Annotated in this window: 18 protein-coding genes; 13 read left to right on the top strand and 5 right to left on the bottom strand. The window is 48.6% G+C overall.

Annotated elements, in window-relative coordinates; genetic code table 11:
* The first annotated feature begins 117 nt into the window (after window positions 1–117).
* Window positions 118–3,237: an efflux RND transporter permease subunit gene (locus tag P0078_RS18240; RefSeq protein WP_282931336.1), complete on the top strand. Its 3,120-nt coding sequence runs from the start codon at window positions 118–120 to the stop codon at window positions 3,235–3,237.
* Between the two features lie 64 nt (window positions 3,238–3,301).
* Here the strand turns inward: P0078_RS18240 and P0078_RS18235 are convergent, their stop codons facing one another.
* The 3 genes from P0078_RS18235 to P0078_RS18225 all read right to left on the bottom strand — a co-directional run bounded on the left by P0078_RS18235 (window position 3,302) and on the right by P0078_RS18225 (window position 7,077).
* Window positions 3,302–4,204, bottom strand: coding sequence for an MBL fold metallo-hydrolase (locus P0078_RS18235; RefSeq protein WP_282931335.1), 903 nt, complete (start codon window positions 4,202–4,204; stop codon window positions 3,302–3,304).
* A gap of 482 nt (window positions 4,205–4,686) precedes the next feature.
* Window positions 4,687–5,478, bottom strand: coding sequence for a glycerophosphodiester phosphodiesterase family protein (locus P0078_RS18230; protein ID WP_282931334.1), 792 nt, complete (start codon window positions 5,476–5,478; stop codon window positions 4,687–4,689).
* Window positions 5,479–5,640: 162 nt separating this feature from the next.
* Window positions 5,641–7,077, bottom strand: a complete 1,437-nt coding sequence (locus tag P0078_RS18225) for a hypothetical protein (RefSeq protein WP_282931333.1) — start codon at window positions 7,075–7,077, stop codon at window positions 5,641–5,643.
* An 863-nt stretch (window positions 7,078–7,940) separates the two neighbouring features.
* Between P0078_RS18225 and P0078_RS18220 the strand changes: the two genes are divergently transcribed.
* The 12 genes from P0078_RS18220 to P0078_RS18165 all read left to right on the top strand — a co-directional run bounded on the left by P0078_RS18220 (window position 7,941) and on the right by P0078_RS18165 (window position 19,824).
* On the top strand, window positions 7,941–8,372 hold the full coding sequence (locus tag P0078_RS18220) for a response regulator transcription factor (protein WP_282931332.1): 432 nt from the start codon (window positions 7,941–7,943) through the stop codon (window positions 8,370–8,372).
* Window positions 8,369–8,797, top strand: coding sequence for a CsgE family curli-type amyloid fiber assembly protein (locus tag P0078_RS18215; protein WP_282931331.1), 429 nt, complete (start codon window positions 8,369–8,371; stop codon window positions 8,795–8,797). Before P0078_RS18220 ends, P0078_RS18215 begins: the two co-directional genes overlap by 4 nt.
* Window positions 8,797–9,216 (top strand): curli assembly protein CsgF, encoded by a 420-nt coding sequence (locus P0078_RS18210; protein ID WP_282931330.1) that lies wholly within the window; start codon window positions 8,797–8,799, stop codon window positions 9,214–9,216. Before P0078_RS18215 ends, P0078_RS18210 begins: the two co-directional genes overlap by 1 nt.
* A 32-nt stretch (window positions 9,217–9,248) precedes the next feature.
* Window positions 9,249–10,121: a CsgG/HfaB family protein gene (locus P0078_RS18205; protein WP_282931329.1), complete on the top strand. Its 873-nt coding sequence runs from the start codon at window positions 9,249–9,251 to the stop codon at window positions 10,119–10,121.
* Between the two features lie 58 nt (window positions 10,122–10,179).
* Entirely contained in the window at window positions 10,180–10,722 is a 543-nt protein-coding gene (locus P0078_RS18200) for a hypothetical protein (protein WP_282931328.1), read from the top strand.
* Between the two features lie 489 nt (window positions 10,723–11,211).
* Window positions 11,212–12,234, top strand: coding sequence for a hypothetical protein (locus tag P0078_RS18195; RefSeq protein WP_282931327.1), 1,023 nt, complete (start codon window positions 11,212–11,214; stop codon window positions 12,232–12,234).
* A gap of 450 nt (window positions 12,235–12,684) precedes the next feature.
* A complete protein-coding gene (locus P0078_RS18190; protein WP_282931326.1) occupies window positions 12,685–13,704 on the top strand; it encodes a hypothetical protein in 1,020 nt (339 codons plus the stop codon).
* Between the two features lie 244 nt (window positions 13,705–13,948).
* Window positions 13,949–14,830: a hypothetical protein gene (locus P0078_RS18185; RefSeq protein ID WP_282931325.1), complete on the top strand. Its 882-nt coding sequence runs from the start codon at window positions 13,949–13,951 to the stop codon at window positions 14,828–14,830.
* 411 nt (window positions 14,831–15,241) lie between these two features.
* Window positions 15,242–16,126 (top strand): hypothetical protein, encoded by an 885-nt coding sequence (locus P0078_RS18180; RefSeq protein ID WP_282931324.1) that lies wholly within the window; start codon window positions 15,242–15,244, stop codon window positions 16,124–16,126.
* 306 nt (window positions 16,127–16,432) lie between these two features.
* Complete coding sequence (locus tag P0078_RS18175; RefSeq protein ID WP_282931323.1) at window positions 16,433–17,323, top strand: hypothetical protein; 891 nt, start codon at window positions 16,433–16,435, stop codon at window positions 17,321–17,323.
* A 295-nt stretch (window positions 17,324–17,618) separates the two neighbouring features.
* Entirely contained in the window at window positions 17,619–18,500 is an 882-nt protein-coding gene (locus P0078_RS18170; protein WP_282931322.1) for a hypothetical protein, read from the top strand.
* Between the two features lie 448 nt (window positions 18,501–18,948).
* Window positions 18,949–19,824 carry a hypothetical protein gene (locus P0078_RS18165; RefSeq protein WP_282931321.1) on the top strand — a complete coding sequence of 292 codons (876 nt, stop codon included), beginning with the start codon at window positions 18,949–18,951 and terminating at the stop codon, window positions 19,822–19,824.
* A gap of 57 nt (window positions 19,825–19,881) precedes the next feature.
* Here P0078_RS18165 and greA read toward each other — a convergent pair whose 3' ends face one another.
* Both greA and carB read right to left on the bottom strand, forming a co-directional pair.
* Complete coding sequence (gene greA, locus P0078_RS18160; RefSeq protein ID WP_282931320.1) at window positions 19,882–20,358, bottom strand: transcription elongation factor GreA; 477 nt, start codon at window positions 20,356–20,358, stop codon at window positions 19,882–19,884.
* A gap of 87 nt (window positions 20,359–20,445) precedes the next feature.
* Complete coding sequence (carB, locus tag P0078_RS18155; protein WP_282931319.1) at window positions 20,446–23,673, bottom strand: carbamoyl-phosphate synthase large subunit; 3,228 nt, start codon at window positions 23,671–23,673, stop codon at window positions 20,446–20,448.
* Between the last annotated feature and the right edge of the window lie 17 nt (window positions 23,674–23,690).

Raw genomic sequence — 23,690 nt, 5'->3', positions numbered from 1 at the left:
TAAAGACGCGGGAACAATAAACCTGCCCGCGTAAATTAATTCCCAATAAAGCCTCGATAACAATTTCCAAAGTGCGGCCGCGAACAGCAGAGCCGCCCTTGAAACAGAGAAACTGCCATGGGTTTTAACCTCTCCGAGTGGGCCTTAAAAAACCGCCCGCTGGTGCTTTACGCAATGATCGTCCTGGGACTGCTGGGAACCTTTTCCTATACCCAATTGGGGCAAAGTGAAGATCCACCCTTTACCTTTAAGGTGATGGTGATCAACACCGTCTGGCCCGGCGCCAGTGCCGAAGATGTATCCCGCCAGATTACCGAACGGATAGAAAAGAAATTGCTGGAAACCGGTGACTACCAGCGTATCTCCTCTTTTTCCCGTCCGGGGCAATCCCAGGTATTGTTTGTTGCCCGGGACGATATGCACTCCCGAGACATTCCCGATCTCTGGTATGAAGTACGTAAAAAGGTGGGGGATATTCGCCACACCCTGCCGCCGGATATCCAGGGCCCATTTTTTAACGACGAGTTTGGCACCACCTTCGGCAATATTTATGCCCTCACCGGCAGTGGCTTCGATTACGCACTGATGAAGGACTACGCTGAGCGGTTGCAACTGGCCCTTCAGCGAGTTAAGGATGTAGGCAAGGTCGAGTTACTGGGATTGCAGGACGAAAAAATTTGGGTGGAAATATCCAATACCAAATTGGCCTCCATGGGCATTCCCCTGTCTGCGGTTCAAAACGCCCTGCAAGCGCAAAACCAGGTCACTGATGGCGGCTTTGTGGATACCGTCAGCGACCGGGTGCGCATCCGTGTGAGCGGGCAATTCACCTCAGTCAATGAAATACGTCAGTTTCCCATTACCGCAGATGGCCGCACCCAGCGCCTGGGAGATATCGCCCAGGTTCACCGAGGCTTTAGCGATCCGGCCCAGCCCCGAATGCGCTTTATGGGAGAGGACGCCATCGGTCTCGCCGTGTCCATGAAGGAAGGGGGCGATATTTTAAAATTGGGTAAAGCCCTCGATGAAACCTTTGCCCGACTACAAGAAGATCTGCCCATAGGTATGGAGCTGCGCAAGGTCTCCGACCAACCAGCGGCAGTAAAACGCGGCGTTGGCGAATTCCTGCAAGTGCTGGCCGAAGCCCTGGGTATCGTACTGCTGGTGAGTTTTTTCTCCCTCGGCAGCCGCCCGGGATTAATTGTGGCGCTGTCGATCCCACTGGTATTGGCGATGACCTTCGCGCTGATGCACTACTTCAATATCGGCCTGCACAAGATCTCGCTGGGGGCACTGGTACTCGCCCTGGGCTTGATGGTGGACGATGCCATTATCGCGGTGGAAATGATGGCTATAAAAATGGAACAGGGGCTCAGTCGGCTAAAAGCCGCCGGCTTCGCCTGGACTAGCACCGCTTTTCCCATGCTTACCGGTACATTGATTACCGCCGCCGGTTTTTTACCGATTGCCACCGCCCAGTCCGGTACCGGTGAATACACCCGCTCTATTTTCCAGGTGGTCACCCTGTCGCTTATCGTTTCCTGGATCGCCGCCGTGGTATTTGTGCCCTACCTGGGCCATTACCTGTTGCCGAACCTGGCACGACACGGTCATGGCGGTGAAGTGAAAGATCCCTACCAGAAACCCTTTTACCAGCGCTTCCGCCGCTTTATTACCTGGTGCCTGCGCAATCGTAAAACAGTGATTGCGGCAACCCTGGCGATTTTTGTCGGCTCGCTCGCCCTGTTCAAACTGGTTCCGCAACAGTTCTTCCCCTCTTCCGGACGCCTCGAATTGATGGTGGACCTGAAGCTGGCCGAAGGTGCCTCGCTGAAATCCACCGAGCACCAAGCCAAAAGGTTGGAAACCCTCCTGGCGCAGAACGATCAAGTAGAAAATTACGTGGCTTATGTGGGCACCGGCTCCCCGCGTTTCTACTTGCCCCTTGACCAGCAACTGCCCGCTGCCAGCTTCGCCCAGTTTGTTGTAATGACCCGCAGTGTCGAAGAGCGCGAGCAAGTGCGCAGCTGGCTGATCAATACGATGAATGAGGAGTTCCCCACCCTGCGCAGCCGTGTGTCCCGCCTGGAGAACGGCCCACCCGTGGGCTACCCGGTGCAGTTCCGCTTGTCCGGCGAACATATTCGCGAAGTACGCGGGCTGGCTCGGGAAGTGGCTGAGCGCCTGCGGGACAATCCACAGGTGACCAACGTGCACTTGGACTGGGAAGAACCCAGTAAATCCATCAACCTCAATATCGACCAGGACCGCGCTCGCGCCATGGGCGTCAACAGTGCAACCTTGTCCCAGGCTCTGCAAAGCTCCTTAACGGGTATCACTGTGAGCCAATACCGGGAGGATAACGAGCTGATCGACGTGCGTGTGCGCGGTAATGAAGACGATCGCTATGCCCTGCGCCAGTTGGGTAACCTCGCGGTACAAACCGACAGCGGCCGCAGTGTACCGTTGAACCAGATTGCCACCCTGGAATACGGTTTTGAGGAAGGTATTATCTGGCACCGGGACCGCCTGCCCACCGTTACCGTGCGCGCTGATATTTATGGGGACGAATTACCGGCGACCGTCGTCAATGCCGTGTGGCCTCAGCTTCAATCCATTCGCGATAAATTACCGCCAGGCTACTTGCTGGAAGTGGGTGGTACCGTGGAAGAGTCTGCGCGGGGGCAAAAATCGGTCAATGCCGGTATGCCGCTATTCGTGCTGGTGGTCTTTACCCTGCTGATGCTGCAATTGCGCAGTATGTCCCTATCCACCATGGTATTCCTCACGGCTCCCCTGGGCCTGATCGGCGTTACCCTGTTCCTGCTGCTGTTTGGCAAACCCTTTGGTTTTGTCGCCATGCTGGGCACCATCGCCCTGGCGGGAATGATTATGCGTAACTCGGTGATTTTGGTGGACCAGATACAGCAGGATATCAGTCAGGGCCTCAGTCCCTGGGATGCAATTGTCGAGTCGACGGTAAGACGCTTCAGGCCGATTGTATTGACAGCGCTGACTGCGGTATTGGCGATGATTCCACTGTCCCGCAGTGACTTCTTTGGCCCTATGGCAGTCGCCATTATGGGCGGATTGATTGTCGCAACCGGACTCACCCTACTGTTCCTGCCAGCACTCTATGCCGCTTGGTTCCGAGTGCGAGAAGAGCACAATGAAGAGGCGGTGGAAAATAACCCTGAATTTGGCGGGCCCATGACCCCGAGCGCCACTACAGAATAAAATCACCGGGTAATCCAACAAAAAAGGCGGCGCAGGTTCTCACTGCGCCGCCTTTTTTTATTTTCTAAGATTGTGTCAGGGAGTCGTAAACAATCCCGGTCCAAATATCCGGTGTCATAAAACCCTGGCCATACTGCGAATCAAATTCCGCAGTCGGTTTTGCAGAAATCACTTCCTGCCGGGTTTTACCCTCATCCACCATCGCTTTCACTTTATCCCTAAGCCCTGCCAGTATATTGCGCTGCTGTTGCAGTTCTGCCCGATTACTGAGAGGACCGTGACCGGGAATAATTTTGGTATCTTCCCCCGCCATCGCCAAAGCGGTGTCCATAGCTGCGATCATGCCATCCACCGAACCGCCGGAAGAGAGATCGATAAAGGGATAGTTGCCGTTAAAATAAATATCCCCCATATGAATCACATCGGCTTCGGCAAAATGCACGATGGAGTCACCATCCGTGTGCGCCGGCCCCACATGTTGGACCTTTACCCTATCGCCATTCCAGTAAAAGGTAGTGGCATCGGTAAAGGTAATCACCGGTAATGCTTCTGGAGGAGACGGCTCAACCTTACGTTTAAACGCCTCAATAAACTGCTCGGTACTTACCCGTTTGCGCACATTCTCGTGAGCCACAATCAGGGCGCCGCTTTTACCCAGGTTTTCATTACCGCCGGTATGATCGCCATGCCAGTGGGTATTAATGACAAAACGCAAAGGTTGCTTAGCTAACTCAGCGACTGCCTGTTGAATTTTTGCGGTCAAAGGCGCGTATTGGTCATCCACCATAAAGGTGCCGTCCTCTCCCACCAGTACCGCAATATTGCCCCCAGCCCCTTTGAGCATATAAACATTGCCAGACACGGCTTCACTACTAATTTCCACATTGGCAAACCGATCCTGTGCAGAGGTAAAAGATGCAGCCAATACAGAAACCGCCAGGGCGACGGAACCTACTACGTTCTTCATAAAAACTCCCAGTTGTTATTATTTCTTTCCGAAAATTATCAGAAGTTGATCTGACAACATAAAATGCGCCTGTTGCTTTTAGTATGCCAAATATTTTGGTCAGCCCTCCAATCAAACTGAAAGGCTAGACGTTCTTGCCTACTCCTATAAAGTACTGTGGCTACCAATGGATTTAAAAACCAGATCTCTCATCTCTGGAATACAGATAATTAGCACCAAAAACGCAAGCAAGATACAAGCCACGCAAATAACCTCTAGAGCGAGAGTCACTTTTCTCTGTTTATTGTGGTTTGGATAGTACTTTTTAAAGAGTAACGAAACCCCTGACAACTTAAGAAGTCGTGGCGCGCCAACAGCATACTTACTCAAAACAGAGATACTAATGGCAGCAGTAAGACCTGAAATGAAGCCAATAATACAAATAGTCGTAAATAGAAAAACTACGATCTCCATCAGTTGACTTATTCCTTATATCAATCGAGTCAGGCTGCCTGCTTCAATAAAGTTTCTCGCTGCTGCGCCAACATCTCCAACAGCAGATCCGGTCGGTCAGTCACAATGCCGTGTACGCCCAGATCAATATAGCGCCGGTAATTCTCCATACCATTCACTGTCCATACCGCCAAGTGGACGTTCTTCTTATTAGCGGCGCACACCATACTTTCAGTAACTACGGGAATACCTTTTTGCTCCATCGGCAGCTGCATTGCGCTATAGCTTGGGCGCAACAATTTCTCTGCTCGGAGTAACTGTGCAATATAAAATACCACCGCCTCTACGGTAGGCGTACCCGTCGCCACTTGAGGACAGAGTCGACGAAACTCATTAATCACCCCTTGGTGAAAAGAGGAAACAACGACCTGCTCGCCTTTTCCACACTTTGCCAGCACATCCTTCAACACTTTTGCAGCGCGATACTGACGGCTTTTAATCTCCAGTATCATTGGCATATCCCCCACCATTGCCAGCGCCTCTTCCAGAGTCAACACTCGCAGAGGCTTTTCTCTATAGGGGTAATGCTCTCCATCCCGAGTCCAGAGATAGGCAACATTTAACTGACGCAGCTGCTCTAAGGTTTTATCCTCTACAAACCCCGCCCCATCAGAGAATATTTCCAGCTCCCTGTCGTGAATCAACACTAAATGGCCATCGGCAGTGAGCCACAGATCCACTTCAATAGCATCCACGCCCAGTTGCACCATTTTTTCAAGGTAAATCGCCGTGTTTCCTGGATAGAGGCCATTGCCGCAGTCATTACCATGTGCGATCACCATCGGCCCCTCCCCTTGAGGAAACCACAGGGGACAAGGTTTACCCGGTGCAGACCGGGCATAAAGAAAAAGGACGACTAGGGCAATTAAAAAGAACCACAACCAAAACATGCTCACCACACTTATTATTTTGTCAGTTTTCAAGCTGGATAGTGTTAGCTTCGATTACGCCTCTTCCACTAATTTGGCAACAGAATCAGTGTCAGCAAGCACGGTATTCTTTTTGGACTCTTCTTTCTCCGCCGGTTCTTTAGCCTCACTGCCAGTTCCCTGTTTCTGACGGACATATAAAGCCTGTAACCAGAGGGGAACAAAAATAACGATGTCGTAAAAGCGATTAACCAAAACACCTAAGTGCAGTGAAGCCATCGCCAAAAACCGCAGTATTAAGGTCATTCCCCGCAGGGATAAGCCCACCCCAATACCAATTACCGTTCGCGCTGAACGGATAAACTGCTCCAAGGGAATTGCCAGAAAAGCCAAAATCAGAGGAAGTACAAACCCTAGCCCCATTTGTGCCAGTGGGATTGGCCAGAGCTGTTCAGAACCCAATAATTGCTGCTGCAGGATCAACTCTCGTGAAAAGGCCAGGTTTCCACCGACACCTGCCAAAATCAATAAGAGTGCCAAAGCCACTCCCAATAATAACCTGCGCGTACTTTCCCCTAAGGAGCCTACCGAAGGAAACATTCGGGTAACCTGGAGGCACTCCATAATCACCAATCCGACAGTGACCTGTAAAAATATAACCACCGCAGCTGAAATACTGGCGAGGCTATAGCCACCAAGTGAAGCTTCAGTGCCCAGTACAGCTGCCATAGGTTGTGCCAGTAACTGAAAATTCACCATGGCCCCAGCCAAGGCAACCATTAACACCAAAGAAGCCGTCAGAAAACGGCTGAAAGAGGAAGAAGATAGCAAATGAAGACTCTTATCCGATTCCTGAAGAATCTCTTCATAGCGCTCCATATGGCCATCCAGCGCTTTGGCCCGCCGAATAACCGACTCTACATTTTTGTTAATGCGCCCCAAAGTTGAAAGCATTGCACGCCAACTAGGCAGCATACGTTTTAGTAATTGATGCCTTTCCCGCGTCGACTCGCGATAAGACTCCAGAGCTTTGGACTCAGCTTTACGCATTGACTGGTTAATAGTGTCGAGAACATCAGCTACCACCGGGTCTTCTTTGCCGGGAATTTCCGAAACGGCGCGAATCGCCCGGGCCCAGTTTGATGGTTCCGGAGCTATTTCAGCACTGCGTACATAGTCCTCATCCAAGCTGCTGAGCTGTTCACAGAGCTTTCGATGCAAGGTTGGATACAGTGCCAAATCCCGCTTTACGGTTTGCTCAATACGTTCAAATTCTCTTTCAATCTGGCGCTCTGCCGTGTCCCGGCCTTCAGCAAAAAGTACTTCTCGATTGCGCTCTACCAGTCTTTGTTCTGCAGAATCAATATTACTCGCCACAAAGCGCAACGCCCGATGGCCCAGACGTGCTATCGCATATACGGCGCGATGCACAGGCTCACGGGCCAAGAACAATACAATCAAACCCAGGATGCCCCAAAGCCAAAGTGGTAAACTTTGCATTAGTTGACTCATCTCTCCCCCTTCATTATCAGCCCAATTGGCCTCTATCCTAACAGCTGCGGACAGCACATCCGCCCAAAAGTTCACAATTTGTACAGTAGTATGACGACAGTTTCACCATTGTAATCGGCTCCAATCATAGGAAACACAGGGAAAACTGACATAGGCATTAGGCAGTTGCGACAACTCAACAAAAAAAGGCATAAGAGGTGACATAGGAAAGGCACCTGAAAACCTCTTTTTCTGTAGAAAATTAATTGCACTCCAGCGACAGAGCAAAGCGAATAAAGGTCTTTAACGAGTACAATTAAGCATCAATCAAATGCAATACTTGCCAAATAAAAAAACAGCACCAAACACAAGACACAAAATGCCAAAAAAATAAATTGAACGCTTATTTTCAGATATTCTAACTGAACAAAAGCAATTATTTAGCGATCTTAAACTACAGCAAAAAAACACTAAAAATATTTACAAATAAATAAGGCACATTTTTTCCTAAGACTTATCCCTCCTACGTCTACACTCCAAACTAAATTCTCATTGAGTGAGTGTTTTTCCCTAACATGGCAGAAACGATTTTACGCTGACTCCCACGTCGTCATGGCAGATAACGTGGGGTAATTTTGGGAACCTAAACGACAGGAGTCGATGGAAGGTCAAACTCTTATTTCGAGAGAGATCTATCTGTATCAAGGAGAGGTACGAGGTATATGCCGGTTCTTTTTTTTAGCAACTCCGGCCTTCAAGGCGATCTATTATTTTCACTGTTTTCACAAGCTATTCCCATACCCTGGGAAAAATCTAGCATTGGAAAACAAAAAAACTGCCTGCAGCATTATCAGGCTATCGTGATAGATTGCTGGCAAATTGGTGTGAGCTCTGACTCAAAACAGTTTCTTTCAGATCTAAAGAAGATTAGTCATGCAAAAGCTTTACTGATTAATCTCCCAGCCAACCTACCCATTCATATATCGGAAAAGTTACGCCAGAAAGGTTTTCACCTACTTTGTGACAGCAATACCAGTCAGGAAAACCTTATTCACAAATTGGATACCGCGATTCACAGTGCCGAGGGGCGACAACATATCAGCCCACAAAACTCCCTCCCTCTTACCCGCAGGGAACAGGAAATACTCGGACAACTCACTACCGGTGAACCCAACAGTGTTATCGCAACAAAATTGCACCTTAGCGAACACACTGTGAAAAATCACATGTACAACATTTTCCGAAAAATTGGAGTTAAAAACCGGCTGCAGGCCAGTAATTGGGCCAAGCTCAATCTCCAGGAAGAGAGGATATGAGACTAACCCTGTTGATGTTGACACTGTGTGCATCCCTGGCCTTTGGCCAGGATGACACAGAGGTTCCTCCAGCAGATACCGATTCTGGAAAACTCGAAGATGAAATCAGCGGATTTAATATAGATCGAACAATAACTCGCACCGGGCATGATTTTGCTCGCTTCATGAGCGAATACAGAAACCTCAATTACCCAGATGCTACGTACAACTTAACAATTTATGAAAGGCCGTCGGCCCGATGGGGAAATCTAATTTGGGTTACCTATAACGACAAAATTGTTTTTAGGCGTTTTATCAGTCCAAGCACCAACAATATACATCGCTTGGCCGATGAGGCCGCTCAGTATATTCACCAGGAAGTACTGCAATCGCGTGTTCGCAGCTCACTCACAGACACCTTTGATTTGGGTAAGGATGAATTCTAATGAAAATCAAGTCATTACTAGGAACCGCCGTCTTTTCTCTGGCAGCGGTCTCCTACCACCATATCTCCGCCACCGAATTAATCTATGAACCGGTAAACCCTAACTTTGGTGGCAACCCACTCAACGGCACCTACTTACTGCAAAATGCACAGTCCCAAGATACCCACGAAGACCCTGACAAGGTTGACAGCCTCTATGAGCAGCCCAGTGCCCTGGATAGATTCAGCGATTCACTGGAAACCCGTCTACTAAACCAACTCCTTACCGATGTTGGTGACGGCAATAGTGGAGAGCTGATTACCGACGACTTTATCGTACAAATTGTTGATAACGATGGTGTCCTAACAGTACTTATCACCGATCGAAGTACCGGAGATAAAAGCGAAATCGTTGTAAGCGGATTAAACCCGACAAACTAATGAACCTTTAAATTTCAAAGGATTCTTTGGCAATGCGTAATGCAATAAAAAAAGTGATAGCTTTGCCCATCGTAACAACATTAATGACGCTAAGCAGCTGCTCTGCAGTCAAAGATGTGGGCGATGCACTTTTTGGTCCGGGCATCACAGATGCAATGCTCACCCCTAGGAAAAATACCTACCGGGACCTAATCAATCTTCCTGAACCAAAAGGTAAAATATTGGTAGCGGTTTATGGCTTCCGCGACCAAACCGGTCAGTATAAGCCCGCACCGAATAGTAGTTTCTCGACTGCGGTTACTCAGGGTGGCGCGGCTATGTTGATGGACGTGCTCAATGAATCTGGCTGGTTTATCCCGCTAGAGCGTGAGGGCTTACAAAATCTGTTAACTGAACGGAAAATTATCCGTGCAGGATTAACCAAGCCGGATATTCCCGTCAATAACAGTGTGCCACTTCCCACTCTCGTAGCTGCGAACGTCTTATTGGAAGGTGGCATTGTTGCCTACGACCAAAATATTCAAACCGGTGGCGCAGGCGCTCGATACTTTGGTATTGGCGCTGATGAGCAATACCGTGTGGACCAGGTAACAGTTAACTTGAGAGCCATTGATATTCGCTCCGGGCGGGTATTACACTCAGTATTAACCTCCAAAACGGTCTATTCAAAAGCAATTAGTGCCGATGTATTCCGCTATGTTAAATATCGACGCCTATTGGAATTGGAAGCAGGTACTACCTATAACGAACCGGCACAGCTTGCTATGCTTTCAGCGATGGAATCCGCTGTAATTCACTTGATCAGTGAAGGCATTGTCCACAACTCCTGGGCACTCGCCAACCCGGATGAAATTGAGAATCCAATATTGCAGTACTACTTAAATGACAGCACCGTCATTATGTAGAAATTAAAGCCTTCAAAATTTACTTTGTGCCTATCCTGAAATTCGAAAGGTTGAAAAGATGTACCATAAAATCAGTAGCACTTACCCTGCCACCTTTTTGCTGGCAGTAGCAATCTTCCCTGGCACAGGATTTTGTTCAGACTTGGATAGCAGTAGTGAATTGGCTGTCGCCAGCGAATTGAGCGCAGCCAATCTTTATTCGATCTCAAATTTAAGCGTCATAAATCAGGAAGGCGGGGGAAATAGAGTCCACACCTACCAAACAGGTAGCAGCAACTACACTTCTGCCCATCAGGACGGCAATAGAAATAACTTAGCTGTCACCCAATCCGGCAAAGACAATATAGTCTCATCCAGCCAAGTCGGAGATTACAACTTTGCATTATTAATACAGGTGGGCTTTGAGAATTTTATAGATATCGATCAGTATGGAGTTGGAAACACAGCAGGCATATCTCAAATTGGAATACAAAATAGTGCACAAGTGGAAGAAATCGGCAGCTTTCATAACGTAAATATTTACCAAAGTGGGAACGGCTTACATACTTCAGTCACCGTTGTCGGAACTGCCATAACAACACAAATAAGTCAGTATGACTAATATTTAAAGCATATATCAATTCTCCAAAAACCGATTACCTCGACTTATTCAGTCCTACATTTTTACTGATTAATTTATCAACAGTCACAACTACAAAAGTTAAATTATCCATTTGAGTAGCCGGATCGCCTGCAGCAACAATTCCTCAAATTTTGTGTCATTTCAAAAAACCAGCTGCTCACATTTGTCATCAAAGGCTTAAAAAAGAACTTTATTCCTAAAATTTCGACACTTCCGTCCTATAGCCGCAACTCCCGAAGCCGACAAAACTCTAGTCAGCATCAAGCTGCTGTTAAAAATGATATTGCTAGATGTTTCACAAGGAATGTGAAGGTTAAAAGCTGTCGGTTTCACTCCAGATAACTCACATACGCCTGGCACAGCGGTATCGTGTCCTGAGACAAAACGCTCCCAATATCTAATGATGCTGAATTCTTTTTATTTGTAAAAAGCTGTACAGCTATATTTGACATCTCTATGGAGTTACTGATGACTAAGTACACACCTATTGCCGCCAGTGTTCTTCTGGCGATCGCCAGTACCGGAGCCCTCGCGGCCAACAATACTGCCATTCTCACCCAAAATGGCACTGGCAACATGGCCACTGCTGATCAGAGTGATGCCACTGTATCCAACAACCTGATCACACAAACCCAAACCGGTGACAACAACGTAGTTTATGCAGAGCAAACCAGCTTTAATGACTCCGGTGTAATTACCCAAACTCAAGCCGGGGATATGAATGACGCAGAGTCCTTCCAGAATGATTCCAGTACTGCGATTGTTACTATCACCCAAATCAACGACGGTCACTTTGCAACGACTACACAAAGCTTTGTAGACACCAGCGTTGCTGTTGTCACTCAAAGTGGTAGTCCACAAACAGCAGCAGTAACTCAAACTATCAGTGCGAATGACACTGCTGTAGTGACTCAGTCCGGAGACGGTAACGTAGGTAATGTTATTCAAACTAATGGTTCATTTAACACCGCAACATTAACCCAAACAGGAACCACCAATACTGCAACTTCTACTCAAATTTCCAGTACATCGAGCACTGTTAATGCTCTCCAGGCAGGTACCACAAACTCTGTAGTACTTATCCAAAATCTGGTAACCAACAGCACCTCAGTTTCGTTCCAGGATGGCACTTCCAACACATTCACTTCATCACAGACAGCAGGTGATGGGAACTACAGCGAGGGCTTCCAAAATGGTACTACTCAGGGCTTGACTCATATTCAAGTTGGAGATGATCACTGGGCTTATACTGAGCAAGTGGGCACCACCAATATTGGTGTTATCTCCCAAACAGGCTTTGATAACTATTCTGAAGGCTACCAAGATGGAACATTCAATAGCTTAACCGTTACCCAGCCCGGCGATTTCAATACCACTGTTGCCTCGCAGACAGGTAACAACAACACGATTACTGTGACCCAGGCAACCGATACCAACATGGCTACACCTACCCAGATAGGTGATTTCAACGTCGCAGTTATTATTCAATAATCAAGGGAATAGGCCGGCTTAAAATACCGGCCTATTTTCAACTTGGTGGGCTAAGTGCAAGCTTCAATTATTATTACTAGCCCCTAAATTCGCATGAAACAACCATTTCATGCATTTAATGCCGTCCCTCAAATCAGCTGACATTATTTGCCATAGCTAGTTCAAAAAAGAACTTTATTCCTAAGGTTTCGGCACTTCCGTCCTATGGCTGTAACTCCAGAAGACGACAAAACTCTAATCAGCATCAAGCTGCTGTTTAAATGATATTGCTAGGTTTTCACAAGGAATGTGAAGGTTATTAAGCAGTCGGGTTCATCCCAGTTTCCTCACATACTTCAGACACAGTTGTAATATGCCTGAGGATGAGACTCTTCCAATATCAAATGATGCTGTTTTCTTTTTGTTTGTAAAAGCTGTACAGCGATATTTGACATCTATATGGAGTTACAGATGACCAAGTACACACCTATTGCCGCCAGTGTTCTTCTGGCGATTGCCAGCACCGGAGCCCTCGCCACGAACAATACCGCCATTCTCAATCAGAACGGTACTGGTAACATGGCAACCGCTGATCAGAGTGATCCAACGGTAACCAACAACGTTATCACCCAGACTCAAACTGGTGATACGAATGAAGTTTATGCTGAGCAATCCAGCAATAATGATTCAGGAGTAATTACTCAAACTCAAGTAGGAGATATGAATTACGCGGAATCATTCCAGAACGATTCCAATGTGCCAGTGGCTACTATCACCCAGATAAATGACGGCCAGTTTGCATCGACTACTCAGAGCTTTGTAGATACCAGTGTTGCCGTGATAAATCAAAGCGGTGGCCCGCAAGATGCAACTATTGCCCAGACTACCAGTGCAAATGACACCGCCGTAGTTAATCAATCCGGTGACGGTAATGTGGCAGTCGCCATTCAAACCCTGACTTCACTGAATAGCGCAATTATTACTCAAACCGGCACCAATGGCACCGCTTCTGCAACGCAAAGTAATAGCACGCAGAACACCATGAATATGATCCAGGCCGGTGATACTAACACTGTCGCTCACCAGCAAATATCTGCGAGCAACAGCACCACTTTCTCCTTCCAGGATGGCTCTTTCAACACCTTGTTCTTTAGCCAGACTGATGACGGAAACTACAGTGAGGGCTTGCAAGACGGTACTACCCAGACTTTGGTCCACAACCAAAGTGGCGGTGACCACTGGGCATACACAGAACAAGTGGGACTCACTAATGTTGCTGTCGTTACCCAAAGTGGTTTCGATAACTTCTCCCAGGCGGCTCAGGATGGTACTTTCAATAACCTGACCGTGACACAACCTGGCGATTTTAATAGCGCCACATCATCACAAGTTGGCAACTTCAACACCATAACTGTGACCCAAGTAGGTGATTTCAACGCAGCCGCTCCTGCACAAGTGGGCGATGGCAATGTGGCAGTAATTATTCAGTAATCAAGATAAAGGCCGACTGTTAAAGTCGGCCTTTTTTTAACGAAAAAATTATCTCACAAACTTTAATCTCAATTTATCCATACTAAGTTCTCATAGCCACCATAGGTGAACACTCTACAATAGTTCTGCATATATAGTGTTTAAGAAGTAAAAATCACTATATCTACCAGATAATCAGCTTCTTCGTTTCATTCAAGCTGTTCAAGATCTTTTATATTCAAAATTAAAATCCCACGGAGATAAAATGATACGCTACCAAACGTTAACCATTGGACTCTTACTGTGTATCCCAAGCTACAGTGCTATCGCATCCAATAATACCGCTACAGTTTTACAAAGCGGATTAACCAATAGCGCCACTGTGGATCAGGGTGATCCTACTGCTATTGGAAATTTAGTTACTCAAATTCAGTCCGGGAATCTAAATACTGCTAATGCTACGCAGATAACAAACAGCACCTCTAATGGAATTGATCAGGAACAACTCGGAGACAGCAATTCCATTTTTTCAACTCAAACGGCAGCTACTAATACAACAGCGACTGTCTACCAGGACGGCGTTAGTCACAGCGTAACTACAAGCCAAACTAATACAACAACCAGCAGCGGTAGTGTTGAGCAATTCGGAACCCTTCAGTCTGCCACTATCAGCCAGGTAAATAGCGTTTCTGACAATGCCGACTTTGAGCAATTTGGCACTCAAAACCTGGCTACAGTTACCCAAGCAAATAGCGACTCAAGTACCACCATATCTTCACAATCTGGAGATTCAAATGGTGCTGGATATACGCAGACAGGTCTGGCCCACTTGATTGATGCCACTCAGATTGGTACTTCAAACACAATCAGTGCTGTACAAAGTAGTCAGCAGGGTTCGATCACCATTATGCAGGATGGTGATAATAACACCTCTTTTCATGGACAGTTCGGGACATTCGCAACCGGATCATCGACTCAGATAGGCTCTATGAATATGATTAATATGAATCAAGGCGGTACCAATAACTTGGCAACCACCTTACAAATAGGAACAAACAACTCACACCAGACCAGCCAGAATGGCATCAGCCAAACAGCCAATGCCACTCAAAATGGCAGCAATAATATGGGCTTTATTTTTCAATAACATCACATTTAGTTGTTTATTAACGGGCTACTCTAACAGGTAGCCCAATCTGAACCTCTCTATAACTCTACAAACCTTTCGCTTAAATCCGTTTATCGTATCCCTTTACGGGCATATTCAGTTAACGCCGAAAACAACAACAAAGAAGTTTTTCCTATTTTTTAGGCACTAACTTCCCATAGCAATACTTGAGGCTTACGATAAAACTCAAACAAGCATCAGGGTATTATCAGGTACTCCAGTGATAATACCTATTAGGGATAGCAATAAAACAAGGTGTGCCAAACTCCTTGCGCAATAAATGCCACACCCTATCTATGGAGTCTTTTGTCCTTCCTAGGCTTGATGCTTCACCGCAACTGAAATCATGGGGATAAGAAAAATCCACCTTACCTTCAATCGGAGATATCGATGCGAATCCAGACACCAATTTCCGTGGGCATCAGTTTATGCCTTGTCGGGTCAATTGCTTATGCGGATGGAAATACAACTACCGTGGAACAAACGGGTAACAATCACCAGGTGACTGCAAACCAAGTAGACCCAACAGCAACTAACAACCTCATTGAGGTTATTCAGGCAGATGAAGCACAGGTAAGCAATAGCCTGCAAGACACTTCAACCAACTTGAGTATCATCAGACATGAACAGGTAACACTGGGGAATGAAGCTGACTCGACTCAAACTAATTTCTCAGATGATGCAGAGGTAAATATCTATCAGGAGAGCGCTGGAAATTTCGCCTCTACTTTACAGGACAGTACTTCTTCCAGCTTTGTTGACATTTCTCAGTTCAATTCTGCAAATGACATCATTTTCTCCCAAACAGACAGTAGTTTCGATACAGTCAACCTCTATCAGTCTGGTTTTGATAACCAGATGTTAGTGACTCAAACTACCACCACGTTTAACAGCCTAAATGTGTCTCAAACGGGTGATCAAAATAGCGCAGATGCCGAACAAACAGGGTTTGATAATCTATTGACCTCCTCGCAAACGGGCAATCTGAATACTTATTTTTCTATACAAACGGGTGACATCCTGGTAGCAACAAGTACCCAGATAGGAGATGGAAACATTAGTACCCAGACCCAGACGGGAGATATTTTGTTGGTTTCTACGCTACAAGATGGTATTGGCAATATGTCCATCGTGGATCAAGCTGGAGCAATGCAATCAGCAAGCAGTACCCAGATAGGAACAACTAATCTTCACACTATTACCCAGAGCGTTGACAATCAAACGGCCGTTGGCATTCAGAATGGTGTGTTAAACCAAGGATTTATCATACAGTAGCGGCATATTCGTTCCAGCTGAAGGTTATTATATTTTCAATGTAGATAGAGGAAAGAATGCATTTTTCAATGCCAGCTTTAATTTATGAGTCACTCAAAGAGCTACCCAAAGAATGGCATTCTTTCCTTAGCTGATAAAAATACTGCATCAATATTTTCTTACGTAGCAGAGGTTTCAAAATTCTTCGTCTACAGTTTTCCATGTAAACGATTTCTCACATTTTGACGTTACTCACTTCACAGGTAACACAGGCAAAAGTTTTAACGACCGGATTTACCACTAGACGGTAATACACAGGAGTTAGCCGTGCAGAAGATTACCGTAATTCCACTGGTATTGGCGATATCTGCCACCAGCTTGGGTTATGCTGCAGAAAATACTACATTAATCACCCAAAGTGGCTCCAGTAACTCAGCTGTAGCAGATCAAACTGATCCAAGCGCTATCGACAATCACCTGGAGATCAGTCAAGACGGCTCTGCTCATATTGCAGAGGCCGTACAGCAAAACGAAATTGAAAGCTCAATTATCCAAATACAAGAAGGCAGTCTTAACGACGCCTATAGCCTGCAAATGGGTGGGATCGCAAATAGCGTAGAAATATTCCAGTCGGGCTCTAATAATCGTGCCAATAGTTACCAATTGGCCACACAGCATGGGCAATCAACAATACGGCAGGTGGGATCGGGTAATGAAGCAGAAATCCAACAACACCTAGGTAGCGATAATGTCTCTGTTATTGAGCAAATGGGCGAACTCCACGGCGCATTGATTGGTCAATACGCAAGCTTTAATTCCGATGCGTTGATATTCCAGCAAGGCTCAAGCCACGAGGCCATGATCAGTCAGGAAGGTACTGGACACTACGCCAGCATTCAGCAAATCGGCGCTGCCAATAGTGCAGATGTTGCCCAGTCCGATATGTACAACGAACTGGACCTCTATCAGGATGGCGAGGGCAACATGGCCACCATCGTGCAAGTATCCTGGTATAACAGTGCCTTTGTCACCCAGGATGGTTTCTTGAATTCCGCTAACATTATGCAAGCGGGTAATGGTGGATTAGGCGGCGGACATATGGTGATCGTCAATCAATCTGGCAGTATGAATGACGCAACTGTGATTCAAAATGGTTTCTCCCAGTCCGCCAATATTACCCAAACCGGTACCGGTAATACGGCAGTGGTTTTACAGTAACGGAGTTATTACCGGTCGGAGTAAGATCAACTTATTCCGACTGGATTCCTGAAGTAAAAGCACTCATTTCTTGATACTTATTTCTCATTAAATTGAGAATAAGGCCCTATGGAAACTTACTATACCGCCATCAACAATGAAAATAGCGGTAGCTGGCTCAATTCGCTTTTAGCGCTCTTAATAATTACTGTCCGGAATTTAATTTTCAGTAGTAATTTCCTTATGTTTGCTTGCCAACACCGCACTTCAAAGCCGTAATTTTCATGCTCCTTGTTATGTAGTCGTGGAGGCATTCGTGAAAAAAGTTATTTACTCACCGGTAGTCACATTTATCGCATTTCTTTCCGTCCATTCCGCCTTTGGGAATGACCAAACCGTAGAGCAGATACAAATTGGTATTGGCAACAATGCCGTTGCCAACCAGAGGTTTCCGCTTAATGAGGGCAACTTAATCCTGCAAGAGCAAATTGGCTTTTTTAATGACGCCACCGGCATTCAATCCATAGAAATAAATAGCACAATTTCCCAATTTCAAACTGGCCGCAATCATTTTTCCAGAGTTTCCCAATCTACTGGGAGCGACAATGCGGGACAGAGCGTACAGATTGGCTCTAATAGCAGATCGCTCACCCGGCAAGTTAACCAAATAAACGGTTTCTCCCTGCACACTCAGGATGGCCAGGGGCAGGTTGCCACCACGGTACAAATTTCCGGGGCCAATAACAGCGTCAATATTGAGCAGACAGATAGAGCCAATGTCGCCGCTGTGGCACAAGTATTCAGTTTTACGGGTAATGCCTCAATCTCACAGGCGGGTTTGCTTAATTTAGGTATCAGTGAGCAAACCGGCATCGCTCATGAATCTTCAATTACCCAGGCAGGCGCACTTAACTTTTCCGAAATGGAGCAGCTGGGCACGGGAAATTCATCATCAGCTTCACAAGAGGGTTTATTGAATTCAGCAAATTCTCTGCAAGCTGGTGTAAGTAATACCAACCAATCAAACCAAATTGGGCTTGAAAATACTGTCTCATTTTCTCAACAGGGCCTTAACCAGATGGCCAGCAGTACCCAGATTGGCTTATTTAACCAGGTCCAAGCCAGCCAGATGAGAGCGGGGGCGTCCAGTAATACCCTACAGATCGGCATTTCCAATAGCAGCAATATTTCCCAGTAAATCGACTCGCAGCAAAACTGCCAATCGAGAAATCCGACTTAAACCTCTGCGCTATTCATAACGACGGGCAAAAGCTATAGAGAGAGAAAAGCTAAATTCGGCACTCTGCAATAGAACTTTCTTCTCAAGGATTTACAACTTCTCTCCTATAGCGACTGCCTCAATTCCCGGCAAGAATATTGAGGACGGAACGAAATTTTGGACTCCTAAGCAGTATCAGGGAAGCCATCAAAATGTATCAGTCCTACTCTCCCACTTACCTGTTTGATTGGCGGCAATGCCTTTGTGGCAACGCTGCTCCCCCTCTTTACAGTGATACCTGCCCCCCAGGCTAGGTGCACCTGCTGTAAAACCCTCGGCGCAGGATGACGTGCCACCCCCTTTCAGCCATTTAGGCTGGTATTTCACCATGTGATGCTCATTGAAGTTTGTAGTAATGGAGACACTCATGAAGACTTTGACCCCTATCGCTGTAGCCCTAACCCTGGCCATCAGTGGAACCGCTTACGCGGGCGGCAACACTGCCACTCAGGACCAGAATGGCGGCCACAACAATGCCACCATCGATCAAACCGGACCGCTGACATGGGATAACAACGCCATGCAGGAACAGCACGGCCATGGTAATGACGCAGAGATCACTCATAGCATTGAGCTCGGTAGCTATGGCTACCAGTACCAAGAGGGTGATCACCACTCAGCGGAATTACTGCAAACCGGCGGCGCCGGAAATGAGTCGTTCAGCTTTCAGTCTGGCGAAACCAATGTTTCGGAGACATACCAAATCGGGCAGCTCGGCAGCTATTCCGCCCACCAGCAATCCGGCGACAACCACTACGCCCTCACCTATCAGTTTGTCGGTGCTGGTAACTCCGCAGTAATTATTCAGAATGACAGCCACAACACCGCAACCGCTACCCAGGTTTTAAGTGTTGGTTCTGAGACAGTTATCCGCCAGAGAGGGGAGTTGCATAACGCAGATACCTACCAGAGCGGATTCGGCCATGATGCGGGCATGCGCCAGTCTGGTGAATCCAACGATGGTGATATCCGTCAGCTAGGTGGTGACCACTACGCTCGTATGCGCCAGCGCGGCCACAACCAAGAAGCAGATATTTCCCAGGCCGGGTTCGATCACAGCGGACGTACTCGCCAGAGAGGCCACCACAATGATGTGTATTTAGGACAGGTTGGTGTCGGGCATACCGCTATGGCACGTCAATCAGGACACAACAACAATAGCCTGGTTGGACAATTTGGCCTCTACGAAACTGCCACGGTAATGCAGTCTGGCCATGCTAACCAGAGTTACGTTTTCCAGTAGAGCTGGCAACAACAAAAAAGGGCGGCCATGGGCCGCCCTTTTTTTATCACCTGTAGTTTACAGGTGCTCCACTGCATCGATTTCGTACTCCACCGCACCGGAAGGTGTTTGGACTACCACCACATCACCTACTTCCTTTCCAATCAGCGCACGGGCAATCGGGGAGTTCACCGAGATCTTGTGCTTTTTCACATCGGCTTCGTCGTCACCCACAATTTTGTATGTGACTTCCTTCTCATCATCCAGGTGAATAATCGTTACCGTAGTGCCGAAAATTACCTTGTCACTGGGCTCAATGCTTTTCACATCAATGACCAGAGAGTGGGAAAGCTTGCTTTCGATTTCCTGGATACGGCCTTCGATAAAGCCCTGCTTTTCCCGCGCCGCGTGGTATTCGGCATTTTCCTTTAAATCACCGTGTTCGCGCGCTTCAGCAATCGCCTGTACAACAGTAGGGCGTTCAACTTTCTTCAGATTGTCCAGCTCTGAGCGCAGCGCTTCTGCGCCTTCAACGGTCATTGGTACCCGGTTCAATGTGGGACCTCCATTATTGTTACGACGAAACCGGGCCCAGTGAGATCACGGGGCCCGGTTGGATTTCACAAGTTGGTTTTAAAGCTATTAAGACAGCTTTACGACACGCTGGTGAAGGTCTTGCAGGCGGCGAACCTGTAGCGGCTGCTCCTGACGCATGGCCATCGCCATGGCCTGAGCCGCTGCCAGGGTGGTGGTGTAACACACCCGGTGATTCTCGGCACTGCGGCGGATATCCGCAGAGTCGCGAATCGCCTGACGCCCTTCGGTGGTATTCACCACCAGCGCAATCTCGTCGTTTTTAATCATATCGACGATATGCGGGCGACCTTCACTCATCTTGTTGACGGTTGTAACGGGAATATCGTTTTCTTGCAAGACCTTGGCGGTGCCGCGGCTGGCAATTACTTCGAAGCCCAGTTCCACCAGATCGCGAGCTACGCCCACTGCGTCGGCCTTGTCGAAGTCACGCACAGAGATAAATGCGCGTCCGGACTCCGGCAGGCGGTCGCCAGCGGCAACCAGGCCCTTGTCGAAGGCTTCTGCGAAGGTAGCGCCTACGCCCATTACTTCGCCGGTGGATTTCATCTCGGGGCCGAGAATCGGGTCCACTTTCGGGAACTTGTTGAACGGGAATACAGACTCTTTAACGGAGTAGTAGTCCGGTACGATTTCTTCGGTAAAGCCCTGCTCCTGCAAGCTGATACCCGCCTGACAGCGCGCAGCCACTTTCGCCAGTGAAGTGCCGATGCACTTGGAGACGAAAGGTACAGTACGGGAAGCGCGCGGGTTCACCTCGATCACGTAGATCTCGCCGTCCTGGTAGGCCAGCTGGGTATTCATCAGACCAACTACGCCCAGCTCGCGGGCCATGGCTTTGACTTCTTCGCGCATACGGTCCTGCACATCCGCCGGAAGGCTGTAAGGCGGCAGGGAGCAGGCGGAGTCACCGGAGTGAACACCACACTGTTCAATGTGCTGCATGATGGCGCCGATCACAACGTCCTTGCCATCGGATACCGCATCGATATCCACCTCAATGGCGGCGTTGAGGAAGTGATCCAGCAGTACCGGTGCTTCGTCAGAAACCTGTACCGCTTCTTTCATGTAGGTGAGTAGCTCGTCTTCTTTGTAGACGATCTCCATGGCGCGGCCGCCCAGTACGTATGACGGGCGCACAACCAGCGGGTAGCCCACGTCTTTCGCCGCCTGGATGGCTTCGGAGACAGAGCGCACGATGGCATTCTTCGGCTGCTTGAGGCCGAGACGCATGATCATCTGCTGGAAGCGCTCGCGGTCTTCCGCGCGGTCAATCTGCTCTGGGGTGGTACCGATAATAGGCACACCTTCGTTGGCCAGGTAGCGCGCCAGGTTCAGCGGAGTCTGGCCACCGAACTGTACGATCACGCCTTCCGGCTTCTCTTTGGCAACAATTTCCAGCACGTCTTCCAGGGTTACCGGCTCAAAGTAGAGGCGGTCGGAAGTGTCGTAGTCGGTGGAGACAGTCTCCGGGTTACAGTTGACCATGATGGTCTCATAACCGTCTTCGCGCATCGCCAGAGCGGCGTGTACGCAGCAGTAGTCGAACTCGATGCCCTGGCCGATACGGTTGGGGCCACCGCCGAGTACCATGATTTTCTTCTTGTCAGACGGCTGCGCTTCGCACTCCTCATCGTAGGTGGAGTACATGTAAGCAGTGGAGGTGCTGAACTCAGCAGCACAGGTATCTACGCGCTTATAAGACGGGAATACACCCAGCTTGTGGCGGAATTCGCGCACAGTCTTCTGGCTCACCCCCAGCAGGTCCGCCAGGCGGCGATCGGAGAAGCCTTTGCGCTTGAGGAAGCGCATATGCTCAGTGGTCAACGCCGAGGTAGGCAGAGACTTGAGCGGCTCTTCAATTTTGATCAGCTCTTCGAGCTGTACCAGGAACCAGGGGTCGATACCGGACAGGTCGTAAACTTCGCCGACGCTCATGCCCATACGGAAGGCATCGCCCACGTACCAGATGCGCTCGGCACCCGGAATGGAGAGTTCGCTGCGCAGACGAGTCTCAGCGCCGTCTTTGCTCGGATCAATTTTGCTTTCCAGGCCGAAGCTGCCCACTTCCAGGCCGCGCAAGGCTTTCTGCAGGGATTCCTGGAATGTGCGACCGATCGCCATCACTTCACCCACAGACTTCATCTGGGTGGTCAGGCGCGCATCGGCTTCACCGAATTTCTCGAAGGTGAAGCGCGGAATCTTGGTGACAACGTAATCGATGGACGGCTCGAAGGACGCCGGGGTAGCACCACCGGTGATATCGTTTTGCAGTTCGTCCAGGGTGTAACCCACTGCCAGCTTGGCCGCGACCTTGGCGATCGGGAAACCGGTGGCCTTGGAGGCCAGTGCGGAGGAGCGGGATACGCGGGGGTTCATTTCGATCACAACCACGCGGCCAGTCTTCGGACAAACGCCGAACTGTACGTTGGAGCCGCCAGTCTCAACGCCGATCTCGCGCAGTACCGCGATAGAGGCGTTGCGCATCAGCTGGTATTCCTTGTCGGTCAGCGTCTGCGCCGGGGCAACGGTGATGGAGTCACCGGTGTGTACACCCATCGGGTCGAAGTTCTCAATGGAACATACGATGATGCAGTTGTCGTTCTTATCGCGAACCACTTCCATCTCGTACTCTTTCCAGCCGAGCAGGGATTCGTCGATCAGCAATTCGTTGGTGGGGGAGAGGTCGAGACCGCGCTTACAGATCTCTTCAAACTCCGGCCAGTTGTAGGCCACACCACCACCGGAACCACCCATGGTGAAGGACGGACGGATAATTACCGGGAAGCCGAACTCTTCCGGTACTTTCTTCGCCTCTTCCATGGAGTGGACGATCTTGGCGCGCGGAGTTTCCAGGCCGATCGCCTTCATCGCCTTGTCGAACAGGTCGCGGTCTTCCGCTTTCTCGATAGCGTCTTTGTCTGCACCGATCAGCTCGACATTGAACTCCTTCAGGACACCGTGCTTGTCCAGGTCCAGGGCGCAGTTCAGTGCTGTCTGGCCACCCATGGTGGGCAGGATGGCGTCGGGGCGCTCCTGCTCGATAATCTTGGCAACGGTGCGCCACTCAACCGGCTCGATATAGGTGGCATCAGCCATGGCCGGGTCGGTCATGATGGTGGCCGGGTTGGAGTTCACCAGGATCACCCGGTAACCCTCTTCGCGCAGCGCCTTACAGGCCTGGGCGCCGGAGTAGTCAAATTCGCACGCCTGGCCGATCACGATGGGGCCTGCGCCGATAATCAGAATGCTTTGGATATCTGTGCGTTTTGGCATCTTTCTTCCGTTCTACT

The organism is Microbulbifer sp. VAAF005, from assembly GCF_030012985.1.
Lineage (GTDB): Bacteria > Pseudomonadota > Gammaproteobacteria > Pseudomonadales > Cellvibrionaceae > Microbulbifer.
The sequence above is the reverse complement of the archived record's forward strand: the minus strand, read 5'-3'. Positions and strand labels throughout refer to the sequence as shown.